General features: G+C 64.2%; 11 protein-coding genes and 1 riboswitch. Of the genes, 7 read left to right on the forward strand and 4 right to left on the reverse strand.

The genetic code is table 11. The annotated features are described in order from the left end of the window. Window positions 1-92 precede the first annotated feature (92 nt). Both PAN08_RS03305 and PAN08_RS03310 read left to right on the forward strand, forming a co-directional pair. Window positions 93-689, forward strand: coding sequence for a DUF3667 domain-containing protein (locus PAN08_RS03305; protein ID WP_269790123.1), 597 nt, complete (start codon window positions 93-95; stop codon window positions 687-689). A 66-nt stretch (window positions 690-755) separates the two neighbouring features. Continuing rightward, a complete protein-coding gene (locus PAN08_RS03310) occupies window positions 756-884 on the forward strand; it encodes a hypothetical protein (protein WP_269790124.1) in 129 nt (42 codons plus the stop codon). Between the two features lie 41 nt (window positions 885-925). Here PAN08_RS03310 and PAN08_RS03315 read toward each other — a convergent pair whose 3' ends face one another. Then, window positions 926-2,242 (reverse strand): NCS2 family permease, encoded by a 1,317-nt coding sequence (locus PAN08_RS03315; protein WP_269790125.1) that lies wholly within the window; start codon window positions 2,240-2,242, stop codon window positions 926-928. Window positions 2,243-2,491: 249 nt separating this feature from the next. Continuing rightward, window positions 2,492-4,156 (reverse strand): energy-dependent translational throttle protein EttA, encoded by a 1,665-nt coding sequence (ettA, locus tag PAN08_RS03320; protein WP_269790126.1) that lies wholly within the window; start codon window positions 4,154-4,156, stop codon window positions 2,492-2,494. Between the two features lie 217 nt (window positions 4,157-4,373). Here ettA and PAN08_RS03325 point away from each other — a divergent pair, with 217 nt between their 5' ends. Beyond that, entirely contained in the window at window positions 4,374-4,856 is a 483-nt protein-coding gene (locus tag PAN08_RS03325; RefSeq protein WP_269790127.1) for an RcnB family protein, read from the forward strand. 77 nt (window positions 4,857-4,933) lie between these two features. Here PAN08_RS03325 and PAN08_RS03330 read toward each other — a convergent pair whose 3' ends face one another. Both PAN08_RS03330 and PAN08_RS03335 read right to left on the reverse strand, forming a co-directional pair. Beyond that, a complete protein-coding gene (locus tag PAN08_RS03330) occupies window positions 4,934-10,942 on the reverse strand; it encodes an MBG domain-containing protein (RefSeq protein WP_269790128.1) in 6,009 nt (2,002 codons plus the stop codon). Window positions 10,943-10,953: 11 nt separating this feature from the next. Continuing rightward, window positions 10,954-12,642 (reverse strand): ShlB/FhaC/HecB family hemolysin secretion/activation protein, encoded by a 1,689-nt coding sequence (locus tag PAN08_RS03335; RefSeq protein ID WP_269790129.1) that lies wholly within the window; start codon window positions 12,640-12,642, stop codon window positions 10,954-10,956. 241 nt (window positions 12,643-12,883) lie between these two features. Between PAN08_RS03335 and glyA the strand changes: the two genes are divergently transcribed. The 4 genes from glyA (at window position 12,884) to ribD (ending at window position 16,580) form a co-directional block, all read left to right on the forward strand. Then, a complete protein-coding gene (gene glyA, locus PAN08_RS03340) occupies window positions 12,884-14,137 on the forward strand; it encodes a serine hydroxymethyltransferase (RefSeq protein WP_269790130.1) in 1,254 nt (417 codons plus the stop codon). A 173-nt stretch (window positions 14,138-14,310) separates the two neighbouring features. Then, window positions 14,311-14,832: a transcriptional regulator NrdR gene (gene nrdR / locus PAN08_RS03345; protein ID WP_269790131.1), complete on the forward strand. Its 522-nt coding sequence runs from the start codon at window positions 14,311-14,313 to the stop codon at window positions 14,830-14,832. Window positions 14,833-14,837: 5 nt separating this feature from the next. After that, complete coding sequence (locus PAN08_RS03350) at window positions 14,838-15,305, forward strand: GNAT family N-acetyltransferase (RefSeq protein WP_269790132.1); 468 nt, start codon at window positions 14,838-14,840, stop codon at window positions 15,303-15,305. Between the two features lie 177 nt (window positions 15,306-15,482). Next, window positions 15,483-16,580 (forward strand): bifunctional diaminohydroxyphosphoribosylaminopyrimidine deaminase/5-amino-6-(5-phosphoribosylamino)uracil reductase RibD, encoded by a 1,098-nt coding sequence (gene ribD / locus PAN08_RS03355; protein WP_269790133.1) that lies wholly within the window; start codon window positions 15,483-15,485, stop codon window positions 16,578-16,580. Between the two features lie 214 nt (window positions 16,581-16,794). Beyond that, window positions 16,795-16,962: riboswitch (FMN riboswitch) on the forward strand. Window positions 16,963-17,017: the final 55 nt, after the last annotated feature.

The following is a 17,017-nucleotide window of genomic DNA, read 5'->3' on the forward strand; positions in this document are numbered from 1 at the left end:
TACGGCTCCGACGCAGCTGTCGGTGATGGATGGCCGTGTGTGCATCGGCCGTTCTAGAATGCGCCCTTGCCATCGGGGGAAGGTGCAGGGTGATGCACGACAACAGCCGCTGTATCAATTGCGAACGGGCCGTCGCTGACGCCGCGCAGAAGTTCTGCCCGAACTGCGGCCAGCCCACGCCTGCGCACCGCATCGATTGGCATTTTCTCGGCCATGAGCTTGAGCACAGCGTGCTGCACATGGATCGCGGCATTCTGTATTCGCTCAAGCAGCTGATGCTGCGCCCGGGCCCGTTGCTGCGTGACTACATCGAAGGCCGCCGTGGCAATCAGGTCAAGCCACTGCTGTTGATCACAGTGATGTCGGCAGTGGTGGTGCTGTTGAACCGCCTGGTGGTCGGTACGGGGATGATGGACATGAGTGGCTCGGTAAATTCCACCGGGGCACTGAACACCAGCGCGGAAGCGCAGGCGCTGATGTCGGGGTTCATGTCAGCAAGTCGTTCGGTGGGTGACTGGATCAACGCACACTTTGCTGCCTTTACCCTGCTGCTGTTGCCGATAGAAGCGTCAGTGAAGTGGTTGGTGTTCCGCCGTTACAGCAAGCTGAATTACCCCGAATGGCTGGTGATCACCGCATTGCTCACCGTGCAGGTTTTTGTCATCTGGACGGTGTTGATCCTGCTCTAGCGCTGGCTTCCGCACACCCAGCTATGGGCAGGTCTGCTGGGGGTGATCTACGGCGTGTGCTCGCTGGTGCAGTACTTTCAAGGGCGCTCGGCGTGGCAGACCACTTGGCGTGCCCTGCTGGCCTACCTGGTGTTTTCAGTGATCAGTTACGCCCTGATTCTGGTCGTGACGTTTGCACTGATGTGGGTGATGTAAAACCACGGCCCGGCGCCGCTTCGAGCGGCGCTGGCCCGCGTTCACTCCAGCGTAAAGCGCAGCACAAACAGCCCTGCCACCAGCCACACCGCCGGGCGGACTTCACGCCAGCGACCGGTGCCTGCCTTCAACGCGGCATATGCGATGAAACCGAAGGCCAGGCCATTGGCGATGGAATAGGTGAAGGGCATCGCCAGCGCGCATAGCGCCGCCGGCACGGATTCGGTGAGATCGTCCCACTTCACTTCGACCAGCTCACGCAGCATCAACCCGGCCACGAACAACAGCGCCGGTGCGGTCGCGTAGGACGGCACCATCGCCGCCAGTGGCGAGAACAACAACGCGGCCAGGAACAACGCGGCAACCACCAGCGCGGTCAGTCCGGTGCGGCCGCCGACCTGCACGCCGGATGCGCTTTCTGCAAACGCAGTCGTCGAGCTGGTACCCAGCAAGGAACCGGCGACAATCGCGCTGCTATCGGCCAGCAGTGCGCGGCCGAAGCGTTTCTTACCATCGGCCAGTTTCAATAGCCCAGCACGACCCACCACGCCGTACAGCGTACCGGTGGCATCGAACACTTCCACCAACACGAACACCAGCACCACCTGCAGCAGCACTGCCAGTGGTGCGCCGCCGTCGTGATGCAGCAAGCCGGGCAGATCCAGTTGCAGGAAGGTCGGTGCCAGGCTCGGTGGCAGCGACACAATGCCCTGATACTGCACTTCACCAATGGCCCAGGCCAGGCCGGTGACGGCCAGGATGCCGATCAGGATCGCACCGCGCACCTTGCGGGCTTCCAGCACGGCAATCAGCAGGAAACCGCCCAACGCCAGCAAGGGGGGCGCCGTATTGAGCGGGCCAAGCGTGAGCATGGTGTCTTCATTGGCGACGATCACATTCGATTTCTGCAGCGCGATGATCGCCAGGAACAAACCGATGCCGGCAACGATGGCCGAGCGTAGCGACGACGGAATACCCGCGACCAACCAGGCGCGTATGCCGGTGAGCGACAACGCCCAGAACACCAGCCCGGAAATGAACACCGCTGCCAGCGCCTGCTGCCACGGCAAACCGGCCGCACCCACCACAGTGAACGCGAAGAACGCATTCAAGCCCATGCCCGGGGCCATGCCGACCGGGAAGTTGGCTGCCAGTGCCATCACTGCCGAACCGACCGCAGCCGCCAGACAGGTCGCAACGAACACCGCGCCCGGGTCCATGCCGGTGGTGCCGAGGATTTCCGGGTTGACGAAGACGATGTAGGACATCGTCAGGAAGGTGGTCAACCCAGCCAGCACTTCGGTGCGGATGCTGGTGCCGTGCTGTTGCAGCTTGAAGACGCGGTCGAGCAGAGACATGGGGGATTCCGTTGAATTGGCGGCTGTCTCCTTTCCCCCTGCGGGAAAGGATGCCGGAGGCAGAAGAGGGCGCGGCGAAGCTGCGTGACAGCTTCTGTGCGCGTGCTGCCCGGCGGCGCACGCACAGACATTCCCTCTCTCCGACCCCTCTTCCATGACCGGCGAGGGGTTTGAAGGCGGTGCCCGTGCAATGAACGGGGAGCCGCGTAAAAGCAGACGGCCGCACTGGGCGGCCGTCTGGTAGGGCTCTTACTTGAGCGCCTTGAAGCGCAGGCGCTTCGGCGCGGCGTCGTCGCCCATGCGGCGGCGCTTGTCTTCTTCGTACTCGCGGTAGTTGCCCTGGAAGAACTCCACGTGCGAATCACCTTCGAACGCTAGGATGTGGGTCGCGATGCGATCCAGGAACCAGCGGTCATGCGAAATCACGAACGTGTTGCCCGGGAACTCCAGCAGCGCATCTTCCAGCGCACGCAGGGTTTCGATGTCCAGATCGTTGGACGGTTCGTCGAGCAGCAGCACGTTGCCACCCTGCAGCAGGGTCTTGGCCATGTGCAGGCGGCCACGCTCACCACCAGACAGCGAACCGACCAGCTTCTGCTGGTCCTGGCCCTTGAAGTTGAAGCGGCCGATGTAGGCACGCGACTGGATCTCGACACCGTTGATGTTGAGGATGTCCAGGCCGCCAGCGATTTCCTGGAACACGTTGTGGTTGCCTTCCAGCGCGTCGCGGCTCTGGTCCACGTAGGACAGCTTCACGGACGGGCCGACCACGATCTCGCCGGTATCGGGCTTTTCCTGGCCGGTGATCATCTTGAACAGGGTCGACTTACCGGCACCATTGGGGCCGATGATGCCCACGATCGCGCCGCCCGGGACCAGGAAATTCAGGTCGTCGAACAGCAGGCGGTCGCCGAACTTCTTGGAGACGTTCTTGAACTCCATCACCGCATTGCCCAGGCGCTCGCCCGGCGGGATGAAGATTTCATTGGTCTCGTTGCGCTTCTGGTAATCGACCGACTGCAGTTCTTCCAGGCGGGCCAGACGGGCCTTGCCCTTGGTACGGCCGCCCTTCGCATTCTGGCGCGACCATTCCAGTTCCTTCTGGATCGCCTTCTGGCGGGATTTTTCCTGGTTGTCTTCCTGGCGGAGGCGGTCATCCTTCTGGGTCAGCCAGTCGGTGTAGTTGCCCTTCCACGGAATGCCACGGCCGCGGTCCAGTTCGAGGATCCACTCGGCGGCGTTGTCCAGGAAGTAGCGGTCATGGGTGACCGCCACGACGGTGCCGGTGTAGCGCGCCAGGAACTGTTCCAGCCATTCCACGGACTCGGCGTCCAGATGGTTGGTCGGTTCGTCGAGCAGCAGCATGTCCGGCTTCTGCAGCAGCAAGCGGCACAGCGCCACGCGGCGCTTCTCACCACCGGACAGGGTGCCGACGATGGCCTCCCACGGCGGCAGGCGCAGCGCATCGGCGGCCACGTCCAGCTGGTTTTCCAGGGTGTGCGCATCGCCGGCGGCGAGGATCGCCTCCAGGCGCTCCTGTTCCTTGGCCAGCTTGTCGAAATCGGCGCCTTCCTCGGCATATGCCAAGTACACCGCGTCGAGCTGGGCCTGGGCCTGCAGCACCTCGCCCACGCCTTCCTCGACCGCTTCACGCACGGTCTTGGTCGGGTCCAGCTCCGGTTCCTGGGCCAGATAGCCGACCTTGATGCCGGCCTGCGGACGGGCTTCGCCCTCGAAGTCAGTGTCCACGCCGGCCATGATCTTCAGGACGGTGGACTTGCCGGAGCCGTTCAGGCCCAACAGGCCGATCTTGGCGCCCGGGAAAAACGACAGCGAGATGTCCTTGATGATCTGCCGCTTGGGCGGAACCACCTTGCTGACGCGGTTCATGGTGTAAATGTATTGCGAGGACATGAAGTCTCCGTAGCGCACGCCTGCCCCCGGTCCGGGACTGGACAGGGCCCAAGGCAAAAGGGAATGGGTAATTATAGCCGCAAGCCCACCGGGGCCGGCTGGGGCAGGGCGGCTTGCTGATTTGTGAATGGGAAAGTCCGGAAACGTTTCCAGCCGGAATCTGTTCATATCGTGTGAGCATTATGGAAACCGTCACCCAAACCTGCGAAGGCCACCCATGAAGATGAACCGATTCGTTGTCGCCGCGATGACCACCCTGCTGGCCTTTTGTGCAGCCGCTCCGGCCTTCGCTGCTGGCGACCGGGACAATGACCGTGGTCGTCATGGCTGGGATGATCGTGGCCGTGGCCATGATCGCGGCCGTGGCAATGGCCATGACCGCCACAATGACCGCCGCGAGTGGCGCGATGACCGTCGCCATTACAGCAACGGCTACCGTGAGGGTTACCGCGACGCCCGCCATAACGACCGCCGCTACTACGCGCCGCCGCCGCGTGTGGTTTACCGCCCGTACGGTTTCGAGCGTGGCCACCGCTACAACAACTACTACGGCGGCCCGGTCTATGTGGTCAACGATTACAACCGCTACCACGTGCGCCGCCCGCCGCACGGTCACCGCTGGATCCGCGACGACCGCGGCAACATGCTGATGGTCGCCATCGCCACCGGGATCATTGCGGACATCGTGTTCAACCGTTGAGTGGTGGCTAGTAGCTGCTGAACAAAAAAGGCGCATCGAAAGATGCGCCTTTTCCATTTTCATTTACCGGCGGGCAATCATTCCGGCTGACGAGTGAGGCATTGGATCTGCCCGAGCGACGTACAGGCATCGCTGGCCGGGGTGATGGCCGCCTCGTTCAAGCGGTACAGCGGTGCGTCTGACGAACCGGTGAGCGCGCGGGGTGCAGGCCTGCTCAGAGTGGCCGCTACTTCGCGGGCAACCTGCAGGTTCTGCCGGCTGGACACACCGGCGACGTCCAGCGTCCCTTCGCGATACGTGATGTCGTAGTTGCCCAGACGGGCACCCTGCGCATCGCTGGCGAGAATGGCGTAGCCACCGGGTTGGGCGTTCAGATCACTGCCATCGCTGAACAGCCTGACGTCATCAATGGTGTCGCCGTTGACCAAACCCTCTGCGGTGTAGCCGTTGAACGATGAGGACTGACCGATGCGCCTGCTGGCGTTGTTGGCCGAGATGATCAAGCCCGCCTTGCCGATGGACAGCACGCCGTCGGTGTAGGTGATGTCGTAGTTGGACAGACCGGTGCCATCGGCATTGCTGGCGGTGATCGTGTAGTCGCCGACGTTGGCCGTCGCCGCAGTGCCATTGCTGCTCAGTGCGACGGAAGAAACAGCATCGTTGTTGAGCAGGCCATCAATGCTGTAACCGCCGAGGCCACCGTTCTGGCCGTAGGTCTTGTTGCCGTTGCCGGCAGTAATCGTCAGGCCGGCCTTGCCGATGGACAGGGTTCCATCGACATAAGTGATGTCGTAGTTCGACAAGCCGCTGCCATCTGCATTGCTGGCGGTGATGGTGTAGTTGCCGACGTTGGCGGTGGCCGCCGACCCGTTGCTGCCCAGTGCAACCGAGGACACGTTGTCGCTGTTGAGCAGGCCATCAATGCTGTAACCGCCGAGGCCACCGTTCTGGCCGTAGGTCTTGCTGCCGTTGCCGGCAGTAATCGTCAGGCCGGCCTTGCCGATGGACAGGGTTCCATCGACATAGGTGATGTCGTAGTTGGACAGACCGCTGCCATCGGCATTGCTGGCGGTGATCGTGTAGTCGCCGACGTTGGCGGTGGCCGCCGACCCGTTGCTGCCCAGTGCAACCGAGGACACGTTGTCGTTATTGAGCAGACCATTGACGCCATAGCCGCCGAGGCCACCGTTCTGGCCGTAGGTCTTGTTGCCGTTGCCGGCAGTAATCGTCAGGCCGGCCTTGCCGATGGACAGGGTTCCATCGACATAGGTGATGTCGTAGTTGGACAGACCGGTGCCATCGGCATTGCTGGCGGTGATCGTGTAGTCGCCGACGTTGGCAGTGGCCGAGGTGCCGCCGCTGCCCAGATCGACGGACGTGAGCGTGTCACCGTTGACCAGACCGTTGGCGTTGTAGCCGCCGAGGCCGCCGTTCTGGCCGTAGGTCTTGTTGCCGTTGCCGGCGCTGATGATCAGGCTCCTTGGATCAATGGCCAGTTGGCCCGTGGCAAAGGCCAATGCGTAGCCGGATGCGGAGGTGTCCAGCGTGCCCTGACGGATATCGATCTGGTAGGGGCTGCCACTGACATTCGCACCGGCCGCCGCACCGGCCGAGGTGATCTCGGGTGTGCCGGTGAACAGGGCCATCGGGTCGTCGGTCTTGTAGGCGCCCAAGACCCCGGCCATTGCACCGCTCACGCTGAACGCATTGCCCAGGGCGAGGGTGTCGCCATAGGTCTTGCGCAAAGTGTTGGCCACGAAGGTCAGCGTTGGCTGCCAGGCAAACAGGTAGCGGTTTCCGCCTGCCGACGTGCCGGCAAACGCGGCGGTATTCCACACGGCAGTGTTGCCGCTGTCCAGGTGGCCGAACGTATGTGCAAGCGTGGGCGAGCTCAGGTAGATGTGCCAGCTGCCGTTGCCGTTCAGACGGATGGCATCGGCCCCCGCGCGGTTGTCGAACAGCGCCTGGGTGGCCAGTGCAACGTCGTCGGCGAGAATGCGCCCGGTCAATCGCAGGTTGCCATCGGCGTCGGCCTTCAATTGGCCTGCGGTGATGTCGCCCAGCGACAGCGCGCCGGCCGTGGCGATCTCCGCGGTGCGGCCCTGGATTGTCACCACGTCGCCGAACTGATTGTCCTTGCGGCCAAGCGTGATGGCGCCGCTGGAAATCAGGTCGCTGCGGCCATCCACCTGCAACGCGGCGTTCTGGCTGATGCCGGCACTGCCGGCACGCGCTCCGAAGTTACCCTTGGCACGCACGGTGTCGAGCAGCAGGCCATCGGCGCTGGTGACGGCGACGTTGCGACCGTCCAGCGTCACGCGGCCGCTGAAACGATTGCCGGCGTTGGCCAGGGTGATGTCGTCGGTTGCGACGAAGCGACTGTTGCCACCGACTTGCAGTGCGTCGGCCTGGGTGATCGCAGCGGAACTGTCGATCGACAGCGCCCCCTGCGCGGAGAGGCTGCCCAGGCGTACGCCATTGCCGCTGAGGGTGGCATCACGGGTGGCCTGCAACTGCTGCAGATCCAGCGCCGTGGCACTGGTCAGCACGACATCGCGGCCGCTGGCCTGCAGCGCGCTACCCAGTTGATTGCCGGCATTGCCGAGCACGATGTCGTTGCTGGCGGCCAGCTGGCTGTTGCTGCCGATGACCAGGCTGCCGCTTCCCTGGCGGATGTCACCGGCGCTTGCGCTGGCCACCAGCGCACCATCGATGCGGGCGTCATCGATCAGCAGTGAGGCTGCATCGAGACCGGCCCTTCCCGCAATGTGGGCATCGGCCAGCGACAGGCTGGTCGCACTGCTGGCATCCAACGCGGCGACGTCGACGCCATCCAGCGCCAACGCCGACTGCGCGCCGATCCGCGCCTGCTTACCCTGCAATGCCACCGTGCCGCCAAACGTATTGGGCTCCGTGTCGAGTGTCAGATCGCCGCCGCTGCCGGCAGTGAAGCTGGCGTTGCCACCGACGTTGAGCACGCCGTTCTGGGCGAAGCCGCTGGTGCTGGCGATGTCGAGCCGGCCGCTGGTACGGATGGCCTTCGTGTTCACCGTCGCGCCGCTCAGCTGCAGGTTGTTCAACCCTGCGCCGGCAAGGGTGCCGGCATCACCCCGCAGATCGAGGGTGCCGTGTGCGGCAAGTACCAGGCTGGTCTGCCCGCTGCTGGTGCCGTCGATGCGTCCGACCTGCAGGCTGCCGCTGTTGCTGCGCACGCTGAACAACTGCGGGGTGGCCGAGGCCAGACTGAGATTGCCGAGCATGATTGCGCCATCGGCGGTGATGTTGCCGCTCAGGCGCAGTGGCCCGCCGTTGCGGGTATCGAGGCTGGCCAGTGCGCGGTTGCTGCCCACGTTGCCACCGAACACGACATCCCTGGCCCGTGCGATGGTCAGCGCGTAACCGCCGTCGACGCTTCCCTGGAAGTTGATCTCGCCCAACTGGCTGTCCAGCACGGTATCGCCAGCCAGTTCGATGGCGCCCTGGTAGTACTGCAGACCGATGCTGCGGCCCGCCACGGGAAGCTTCACGGTGTCAGCGATCGCCACCACGCTGGCCACATCCAGATCCGCGAATGCCAACGTGCCTGTGCCGCGAATGCCGCTGTTGCCGCCGCTCAGCGAGACCGGGCCACCAAACCGGTTGACCGCGCGCCCCTGATTGTCCGTGTTGTCCAGCTGGATCGAGGTGCCGGCTGCAATGCGCGTGGCCCCACCGACCTCCAGCATGCTGCCGGCGCTCTGGCCGAGCCCGCCGCTCAGCGCCAGCGTGAGATCGCCGTTCAGCCTGCTGTTGCCCAGGGTGAGGTTACCTGCGTGCAGTTCGGCATTGACGGCACTCAGGCTGACCTCGCCGCTGAAGCGGTTGCCGGCATTGCGCAGGACGATGTCGCCGTCGGAGCTGATACGTGTCTTGCCATCGACCTGGTAGGCACCGGCCTGGGCCAGCGAGGCGGTGGTACGGATGTCGAGGTTGCCCCTGCTGGTGATGCCCTGGCCGCTGAACTGCGATCCTTCGATGGCGACATTGGCGGCGCTGAGGTTGCCGTTGACGTGGATCGCACCGTCGGTAACAAGGCCCAGGTCGTAGCCGTTGGGCCGGGTACTGGTTATACCACCGGTGGTGATGACGCCACTGCCGGTGCTGGTCAGTCGGGTATTGCCGGCCAGTTGCACATCGCCATCGAGCATGATCGTGCCGCTGCTGGTGATGGCATTGCCAACAGTGATGGTAGTGGCCTGGGCGAGCAGGCCTGCCACCGCACCGCTGCCTCCAACCGCACCGCCGAAGGTCAGGTTGCGTGCACTCAGGGACAACGCACCGCCGTCACCGTCCACCGTACCGGCAAGCTCCATGTTCCCGGTGGTGGAGGTCAGGCTGCGCGAGCCGACCAGGCGCAGCGGGCCGTAGAAGGCGATGCTGCCGAGGGCGTTGACGTTGCCGGCCAGCTGGATGCCACCACCGGCATCGACACTCAGGCCCTGCAGCGGCGAGACGCTGCCCACCGCACTGGAGAAAGTGGACAATCCCCTGGACGCCACGTCCAGGCGATAGCTGCCGTCGATCGTGCCATCGAAGGCGATCGCGCTTCCCTCCAGCGTTGAATTGCCGGTCAGCGTCACCGCGGATCGATAGGTCTGGTTGCCAGTGGTCGTGACTGCGCCGTTCAGGCCGATGCTGCCGCCCTGCGCTACGAGGGTTGTTGCATCGATGGTCCCCAACCCCAGCCTGCCGCTGCCGACCAGCATCAGGTCGGCGCCGGTGGCGTTGACCAGTCCGCCGAAACTGTTGCCGGTGTTGGTCAGCGTGATGTTCCTGCGAGCGCCGGCGTGGCCTGCGCTGAGGGTGCTGGTGCCGCCGACCGACAAGGCTGCGCCATTGGCCAGGTCGGTGTCGGTGGTCAGCGTCAGGCCAGCACCGACCGTACCGCCGACGGTGGTGATGCGGTTGCCGGCCTGCGCTAGATTCACGCTGCCTTGCGTGCCCAGCTGCAGCGTGCCCTGCACGGCACCGGCCGTTTGCATCACACTGCCCGCCTGGATGGCGATGTCATCGGCGTTGATGTCGCCGGCCAGGCCAACCGCATCGGTGGCCGTCAGATCGACCGATCGGGCAGTGATGTTGCCACCGGACATCTGGATGGCGCTTGAGCTGCGGATGGTGAGGCTGCCATCGCCGGCATCGATGGCGTTGGCGATGATGGTTCCGCCGGTGTTGATGCCGACGCTGGACAGGCCCGGCCCCATCAGCGCGTTCATGCCGATGTTGCGTGCGTTGAGGACACCGGCATTGCTGACGCCGGTGCCGGCGATCGTACTGGCTGCCGTCGGCAGGAACGTCAACTGCGACATTCCCGAGGACGAGACGCCATTCATGACCGTGGCAGCACCAGCGGCGACCAGGTCGATGTTGCCGTTGGTCGCCGAGATGACGCCGGTGTTGGACACGGCGCCACCAATCAGGCTGATACCACCGGCCAGGGCAGTCAGCGTGGCCCCGTTGTTGCTGACCACGGCACTGGTGCCACCACCGGCCAGCTGGAAGGTGGGCGAAACCCCGTTGGCGTCCAGCAGCCCCGGAGTGCCGGGTAGCAGCGTGCTGGCCAGCAGCCCACCTACGTTCACTCTGGCGCCGGCATTGAACGTGATGCCCGCCTGGTTGATCAGGAACACCTGGCCGTTGGACGTCAGCTGACCGCTGATGGCACTGCCCGAATTGCCCGTGACCAGATTGATCGCCGTCGCCTGCGAACCCTGCAGGAGATTGAACTGAACCGTATTGGCAGCGCCGATGTTGAAGCTGTCCCATTCGATGAGCGAGGCCCGGCTGGCCTGGTCGATCGTCATCACCGCACCGCTGACGTTGATGATGGCCGAGCCTGACCGGATGATCTGGCCTTGCGGCAGGGTCTGCGCCGTGGCTTGCAGACTGCCGGTGAGCAGCAGCGCGGCAGTCAATGCCAGCAGCACGTGTCGCTGGGGCAGGCGCATGGTCGGGTGCTGCCCATTACGCGGCGTCGAGCAGACTTCTGCCGCTACCTGCACCACTCCCAGCACATGATTGAAAACAAGTCGATAAATGCGATTCATGGCGAAGGTCCTCAGAAAGTGGTGCTGATGCGGGCCCAGTACTGGGTGCTGCGGCCATCACTGCCGCGGTAGCTGCCGGTGGGTTTGGCAGCGCTCATATCCAGGCGCAGTTCCGGTTGCCACGGCAGGCGCAGGCCCAGCCCGACGCCGGCACCTTCCGTGGTGATCGGCAGTACGCCCAAGCGGCGGTTGTCCGGCGCCGGCGAGGTGCGGCCCCAGTCGTAGAACAGGTTCACTTCGATCAGGTCACCCCAGCGGCGGCCATTGAAGGGCGAGGGGATATCGGCAAAACCCGGTGCGCTGAGCTGGTATTCGAACGTGGCCTGCACGCCGCGATCGCCCAATGCCGCCGATAGCGGATAGGCGCGCACGCTGGTCGGCCCACCCACGCTGAACTGCTCCATCGGCGTCAGTGCGTCCTCGGTGAACTGGGCGCTGCCGCGCAACAGCAGGCGCTGGTTGCCGGGCAGGGCTTGCAGGCGCGCCAGCGTCATGCGTCCCACCCAGAAGTAGGGGGCATGCGAGTTGTAAAGCCAGTTGAACGGAGAAGACTCATCGTTGACCGATTTGCGCAGCGACATCTGGGCCAGATTCATCCCGCGCCAGCGACGGTCGGTATGGCGCAGGCTCACGCCGGCATCGAGCACATCGAAGGTGTGCCGCGACAGCAGCATGCCCAGCCCTTCCAGCTCGGACTCTTCGTGGATCCAGCGCGCTGATGCCTGCACCTGCAGATCGGTGCGCTGGACGAACTTCCAGTCGCCGCCGGCGTAGAACATGGTGGTTGGGCCCTTAAGACGCATGGCGGCGAACGGCCCGCTGTTGACCTCCATCTCGCTGCGGCTGACGCCGACGATGCCGCTCAACCCCGGCACATCGTCGAACGGCACGCTGAGCGAAAGGGCCGCCTGCCAACTATCGGCCGGGTCCAGCCCGTAGCCGACGCTGGCGGCCAGCACATCGCCGGCGTCCAGCGCATTGAACGCGCTCACGCCCAGCTCGGCGCGGTATTTGCCGGTGCTGTCGGTGCCGTGGTTACTCAGGCCAGCGGTGATTTCGTAGGGACGGTCACTATCGCGAGCGACCAGCACGATGTCGGTTTCACCGGGGTTCTCACCGGGTTGCAGCACCGAGGTGACCGATACGCCAGGCAGGTCACGGGCATAGAGCAGGGCGCGTTCCAGCTCAGCCTGCCGCAACGGACGGCCGATCAGGCCCAGGCTGCTGGCGTTGAGCTGGCCATCGCGATAACGCTGGCTGCCCTGCACCAGCACCCGGCCGACGCGGCCTTCCATCACCTTTAGCGTCAGTGTCTGGCTGTCGCCGATCTGCTGCGGCGGCACGTAGGCCACCGAGACCAGAAAACCGGCCTCGCGGTAGGCCTGGGTGATGCGCGCGGTGATCTGTTCGATCTGCTCGAAACTGAGCGCGGCCGGCAGGGTGGGGCTGATATCGCGCAGGGCCTGGTTGGCGACTGCGTCGATGGTCGCCTGGTTGATGCCGCTGGCCGGATGTTCGCCCACGCCTTCGACCGTGATGCGTGCGATCTGCAGGGTGGCTGCTGCCGTGGAGCCGGCATCGGCGGGCTGCGCCAAGGCCATCTGGCCGGAGGCTGCCGCCAGCACCGCGGCCATCAGGGCCACGCGCAACGGCAAAGAACGGGAGGGACGGTAAGGCGTAGTGCAGCCAGGGTGACGCATCGGTGGTAGTTCCTTGCGGTTCAAAAGGGGCCGACGGGCTACTTGGAGCCCGTGGCTTACTTGGTTAACCGTGGAAACCACGCCAGAACGATCATCGAATTCAGGCAATCGTTTGATTTTGTGACAAATGCCGCCTTTGGACCGGCCGGCCGGGCGGGCGCGGTGGCGCCGAAGAACAGCCAGCTCGGCGGCCGGAACGGGCTACAATCGGCAGCTCCCTCGCCCAGTACCAGGAGCTGTGATGTTCTCGCGTGATGTCCGTATCGAGTCCTACGATCCCGAGTTGGCCAAGGCCATTGCTGCCGAATGCCAGCGTCAGGAAGACCATGTCGAGCTGATTGCCAGCGAGAACTACGCCAGCCCGATGGTGATGGAAGCGCAGGGCAGCCAGCTGACCAACAAGTACGCCGAAGGCTACCCGGGCAAGCGCTATTACGGCGGCTGTGAGTACGTGGACGTGGCCGAAAAGCTGGCCATTGACCGCCTCAAGCAGCTGTTTGGTGCCGACTACGCCAACGTGCAGCCGCACAGTGGCTCGCAGGCCAACCAGGCCGTTTACTTCGCACTGCTGCAGCCGGGCGACACCATCCTGGGCATGAGTCTGGCCCACGGCGGTCACCTGACCCACGGTGCCAAGGTCAATGCTTCGGGCAAGATTTTCAACGCCGTCCAGTACGGCGTGAACGAGGCCGGCCTGATCGACTATGACGAAGTCGAGCGCCTGGCCCTGGAGCACAAGCCGAAGATGGTGGTGGCTGGTTTCTCTGCCTATTCGCAGGTCGTTGATTGGGCGCGTTTCCGCGCCATTGCCGACAAGGTGGGCGCCTATCTGTTCGTGGACATGGCGCACGTTGCTGGCCTGATCGCCGCAGGTGTCTACCCGAACCCGATCGAGCATGCACATGTAGTGACCTCGACCACCCACAAGACCCTGCGTGGTCCGCGCGGTGGCTTCATCATCGCCAAGGGCGCGGGTGAGGAAATCGAGAAGAAGCTGCAGTCGATCGTGTTCCCGGGTATTCAGGGCGGCCCGCTGATGCACGTTATCGCTGCCAAGGCCGTGGCCTTCAAGGAAGCACTGGAGCCGGAATTCAAGGCGTACCAGCAGCAGGTGGTGAAGAACGCGCAGGCCATGGCCAAGACGCTGATTTCGCGCGGCTACAAGATTGTCTCCGGCGGTACCGAAAACCATCTGATGCTGGTGGACATGATCGGCAAGGACGTGTCCGGCAAGGATGCGGAAGCCGCGCTGGGCAAGGCCCACATCACCGTCAACAAGAACTCGGTGCCAAACGACCCGCGTTCGCCGTTCGTGACTTCGGGTTTGCGCCTGGGCACCCCGGCCATCACCACCCGCGGTTACAAGGAAGCCGACAGCGTCGCGTTGGCCAACTGGATCGCCGATGTGCTGGACAACCCGGCCGACGAGAACGTCATTGCCGGCGTGCGTGAGAACGTCACCCTGCAGTGCAAGCAGTTCCCGGTTTACGGCTGACGGTTTTTACCGGTGCCAGCCTTGTGCTGGCACCGGATCGTTGAAGGGATCGCCACCGTCAGGGTGGTCAAACCCCGGGCCGGGCAGCCTTGCTCCATCCCGGGGTTTGCTGTATCTGCGTTGTAGTGATTTCCGCGCCGTGTTGTCGGCGCCCGATGTTCAAGGCGAGATTGATGCACTGCCCGTTCTGCCAACACACCGATACCCGCGTCATCGACTCACGCGTTTCCGAAGACGGCGCCACCATTCGCCGCCGTCGTGGCTGCGAAGCCTGTGGTGAGCGTTTCAGCACGTTGGAAACCATCGAACTCAAATTGCCGGTCATCGTCAAAAGTGATGGCGGGCGCGAGGCATTCGATGCGCGCAAGTTGCGGGTAGGGTTCGATCGCGCGCTGCGCAAACGGCCCGTCTCTGAAGAGCGCATCGAAGCCGCCGTGCGTGCGGTGGTGCATCAGCTGCGCATGTGCGGTGAGCGCGAAGTGCCGTCCATTCGCCTGGGTGAGTTCGTCATGGATGAGCTGCGCAAGCTCGACCATGTTGGTTACGTTCGCTTTGCCTCGGTTTACCGTAGTTTCGAGGACGTGGCTGACTTCCGCGATGAGATTGAGAAGCTCGAACGCGATCACCCGGCCGGTGACGACCAGTTGCCCTTGCTGGAAGGCGGCGCCCGTCGCGCCAAGAAAGCCGCGCGCTGAAACCCATGTACATCGTCAATCTGCATGACCGGCCGGCGTTGCTGCCGGCGTTGGCTGCCGCACATGTGCAGGCATTCGGCGAGCTGCTGCCTGACTGGACACTACTTCAGGCCGAACAGGAACTGCGTGCACAACAGCGCGACGCCATTCCGTGCACTTGGCTGGCGGAGGATGAAGCAGGGTGGCTGGGTTCGGTGAGTCTGCTGCATGACGATCACGAGCAGATCCGAGGTTGGTCGCCCTGGTTGGCATCGCTGTATGTGCAGCCACGCGGGCGCGGCAAAGGTGTCGGCGCGCAGTTGGTGCGGCACTGTGTTGCGCAGGCCGCGGCCCTCGATGTGCCGATCCTGTATCTGTACTGCGAAGCGCCCATGGTGGCGTGGTACCGCAGGCTGGGTTGGCGTGAACACACAACACTGCAACTCGGCCCGCTCGCCATCACCGTGATGGAAATCGACACGCAGCAAGCGTGAGTGCTGCGCTGTCAGCGCATACACTCCTTCACGTCGTCATTCCCGTGCAGGCGGGAATCGCTCTTGAGCGGTGCTGGGGTCTGTTGTTCGATCTGGCAACAATCAAGGGTATGAGCGAATCCCGCCTGCGCGGGAATGACGAATCACTATTGCGTCGTTGTTGTCCGGGAGACCTCCATGAGCCCATTCACTGCCACTGATCACCTGCTGTTGGCCCGCGCCTTGCGTCTTGCCGAGCGCGCGGCCTGGACCACGCGGCCAAACCCGATGGTTGGCTGCGTCATCGCCCATGGCGACGAGGTGGTGGGTGAGGGTTGGCACCAACGTGCCGGTGGCCCGCATGCGGAAGTGTTCGCTTTGCGCCAGGCCGGTGAGCGTGCACGCGGTGCTACCGCCTACGTCACCTTGGAGCCGTGCGCGCATTACGGGCGCACGCCGCCGTGTGCGTTGGCCTTGATCGAAGCAGGCGTGGGGCGCGTGGTCGCGGCAATGGGTGACCCGTTCCCGGATGTGGATGGCGGCGGGTTCGCCTTGCTGCGGCAGGCGGGTATCGAGGTGGCCGTGGGTTTGATGGGCGACAAGGCGCGTGAACTCAATCGCGGGTTTTTGTCGCGCATCGAGCGTGGTCGTCCGTTCGTGCGTATCAAGCTTGCCGGCAGTGTGGATGGGCGCACCGCGATGGCCAATGGCGAATCCAAATGGGTTACCGGCGAATCGGCGCGTGCCGATGTGCAGCAATGGCGTGCGCGTGCCGGCGCCATCCTGACCGGAGCGGCGACGGTGCTGGCCGATGATCCACTGCTGACCGCTCGGCCTTCAACCGGTGACTTCCTGCCGCCATTGCGGGTGGTGCTGGACGCGCAATTGCGCACGCTGCACTGCGCGCGGGTGCGCGAAGGCGATGCCGCGACGTTGTACCTGCACGATCCTGCAGTGACCCCTCCCGTGTTGGAAAACGCGGAGTTCGCCGCATTGCCGTTGCTGGCCGACGGCCGCTTCGACCTGCAGGCGGTGATGGCTTTGTTGGGCGAGCGTGGCATCAACGACGTGCATGTCGAGGCTGGCCCCACGTTGTGCGGTGCCTTGCTCAAGGCCGGGCTGGCCGATGAGTTGCTGCTTTATGTCGCACCGTTGCTGATGGGCGACAGTGCCAAGCCGTTGTTGGCGGGGCTGGGCATCGCGTCGATGGCGCAGGCGGTTCCGCTGGAAGTGGTCGATGCGCGGATGTTGGGCAAAGATCTGCGGCTTCAATTCAGGCCCGAGCGCCAGGCGTGAGCCAAGAAGGCAGAGGTGCAGGAAATCCCACCTCTCCTCGGCGCTCGCTGTCGCCATGCGGAAGGGTGGAGCGTTTGTTTTTGTTCCCCCTCGCTCGTTTCCCCCAGCCCCACCAAGCCTGAACAAACCTCCGCTGAAACACTGCGTCCAGCCTGCTGGACACTGGCCGAGAACCGGGCTGGTACAATGCGCCGGCCGGTTCGCCGGCAATCACAAACGTCTTCAGGGCGGGGTGCAACTCCCCACCGGCGGTAGGTAAGGAACCCCCGATGGGGACCCTCACAAGCCCGCGAGCGCTTTGGTTGGCTCTGCCAGCCAAAGGTCAGCAGATCCGGTCAGATGCCGGAGCCGACGGTCATAGTCCGGATGAAAGAAGACGGTGTCTCGGGCCCTTTGCGGGGCCCGTGCGCCTGTTTGCCTTGCGGCGTTTTTCGCTC

Origin of the sequence: Stenotrophomonas sp. Iso1 (assembly GCF_027497995.1) — a bacterium.
GTDB lineage: Bacteria > Pseudomonadota > Gammaproteobacteria > Xanthomonadales > Xanthomonadaceae > Stenotrophomonas.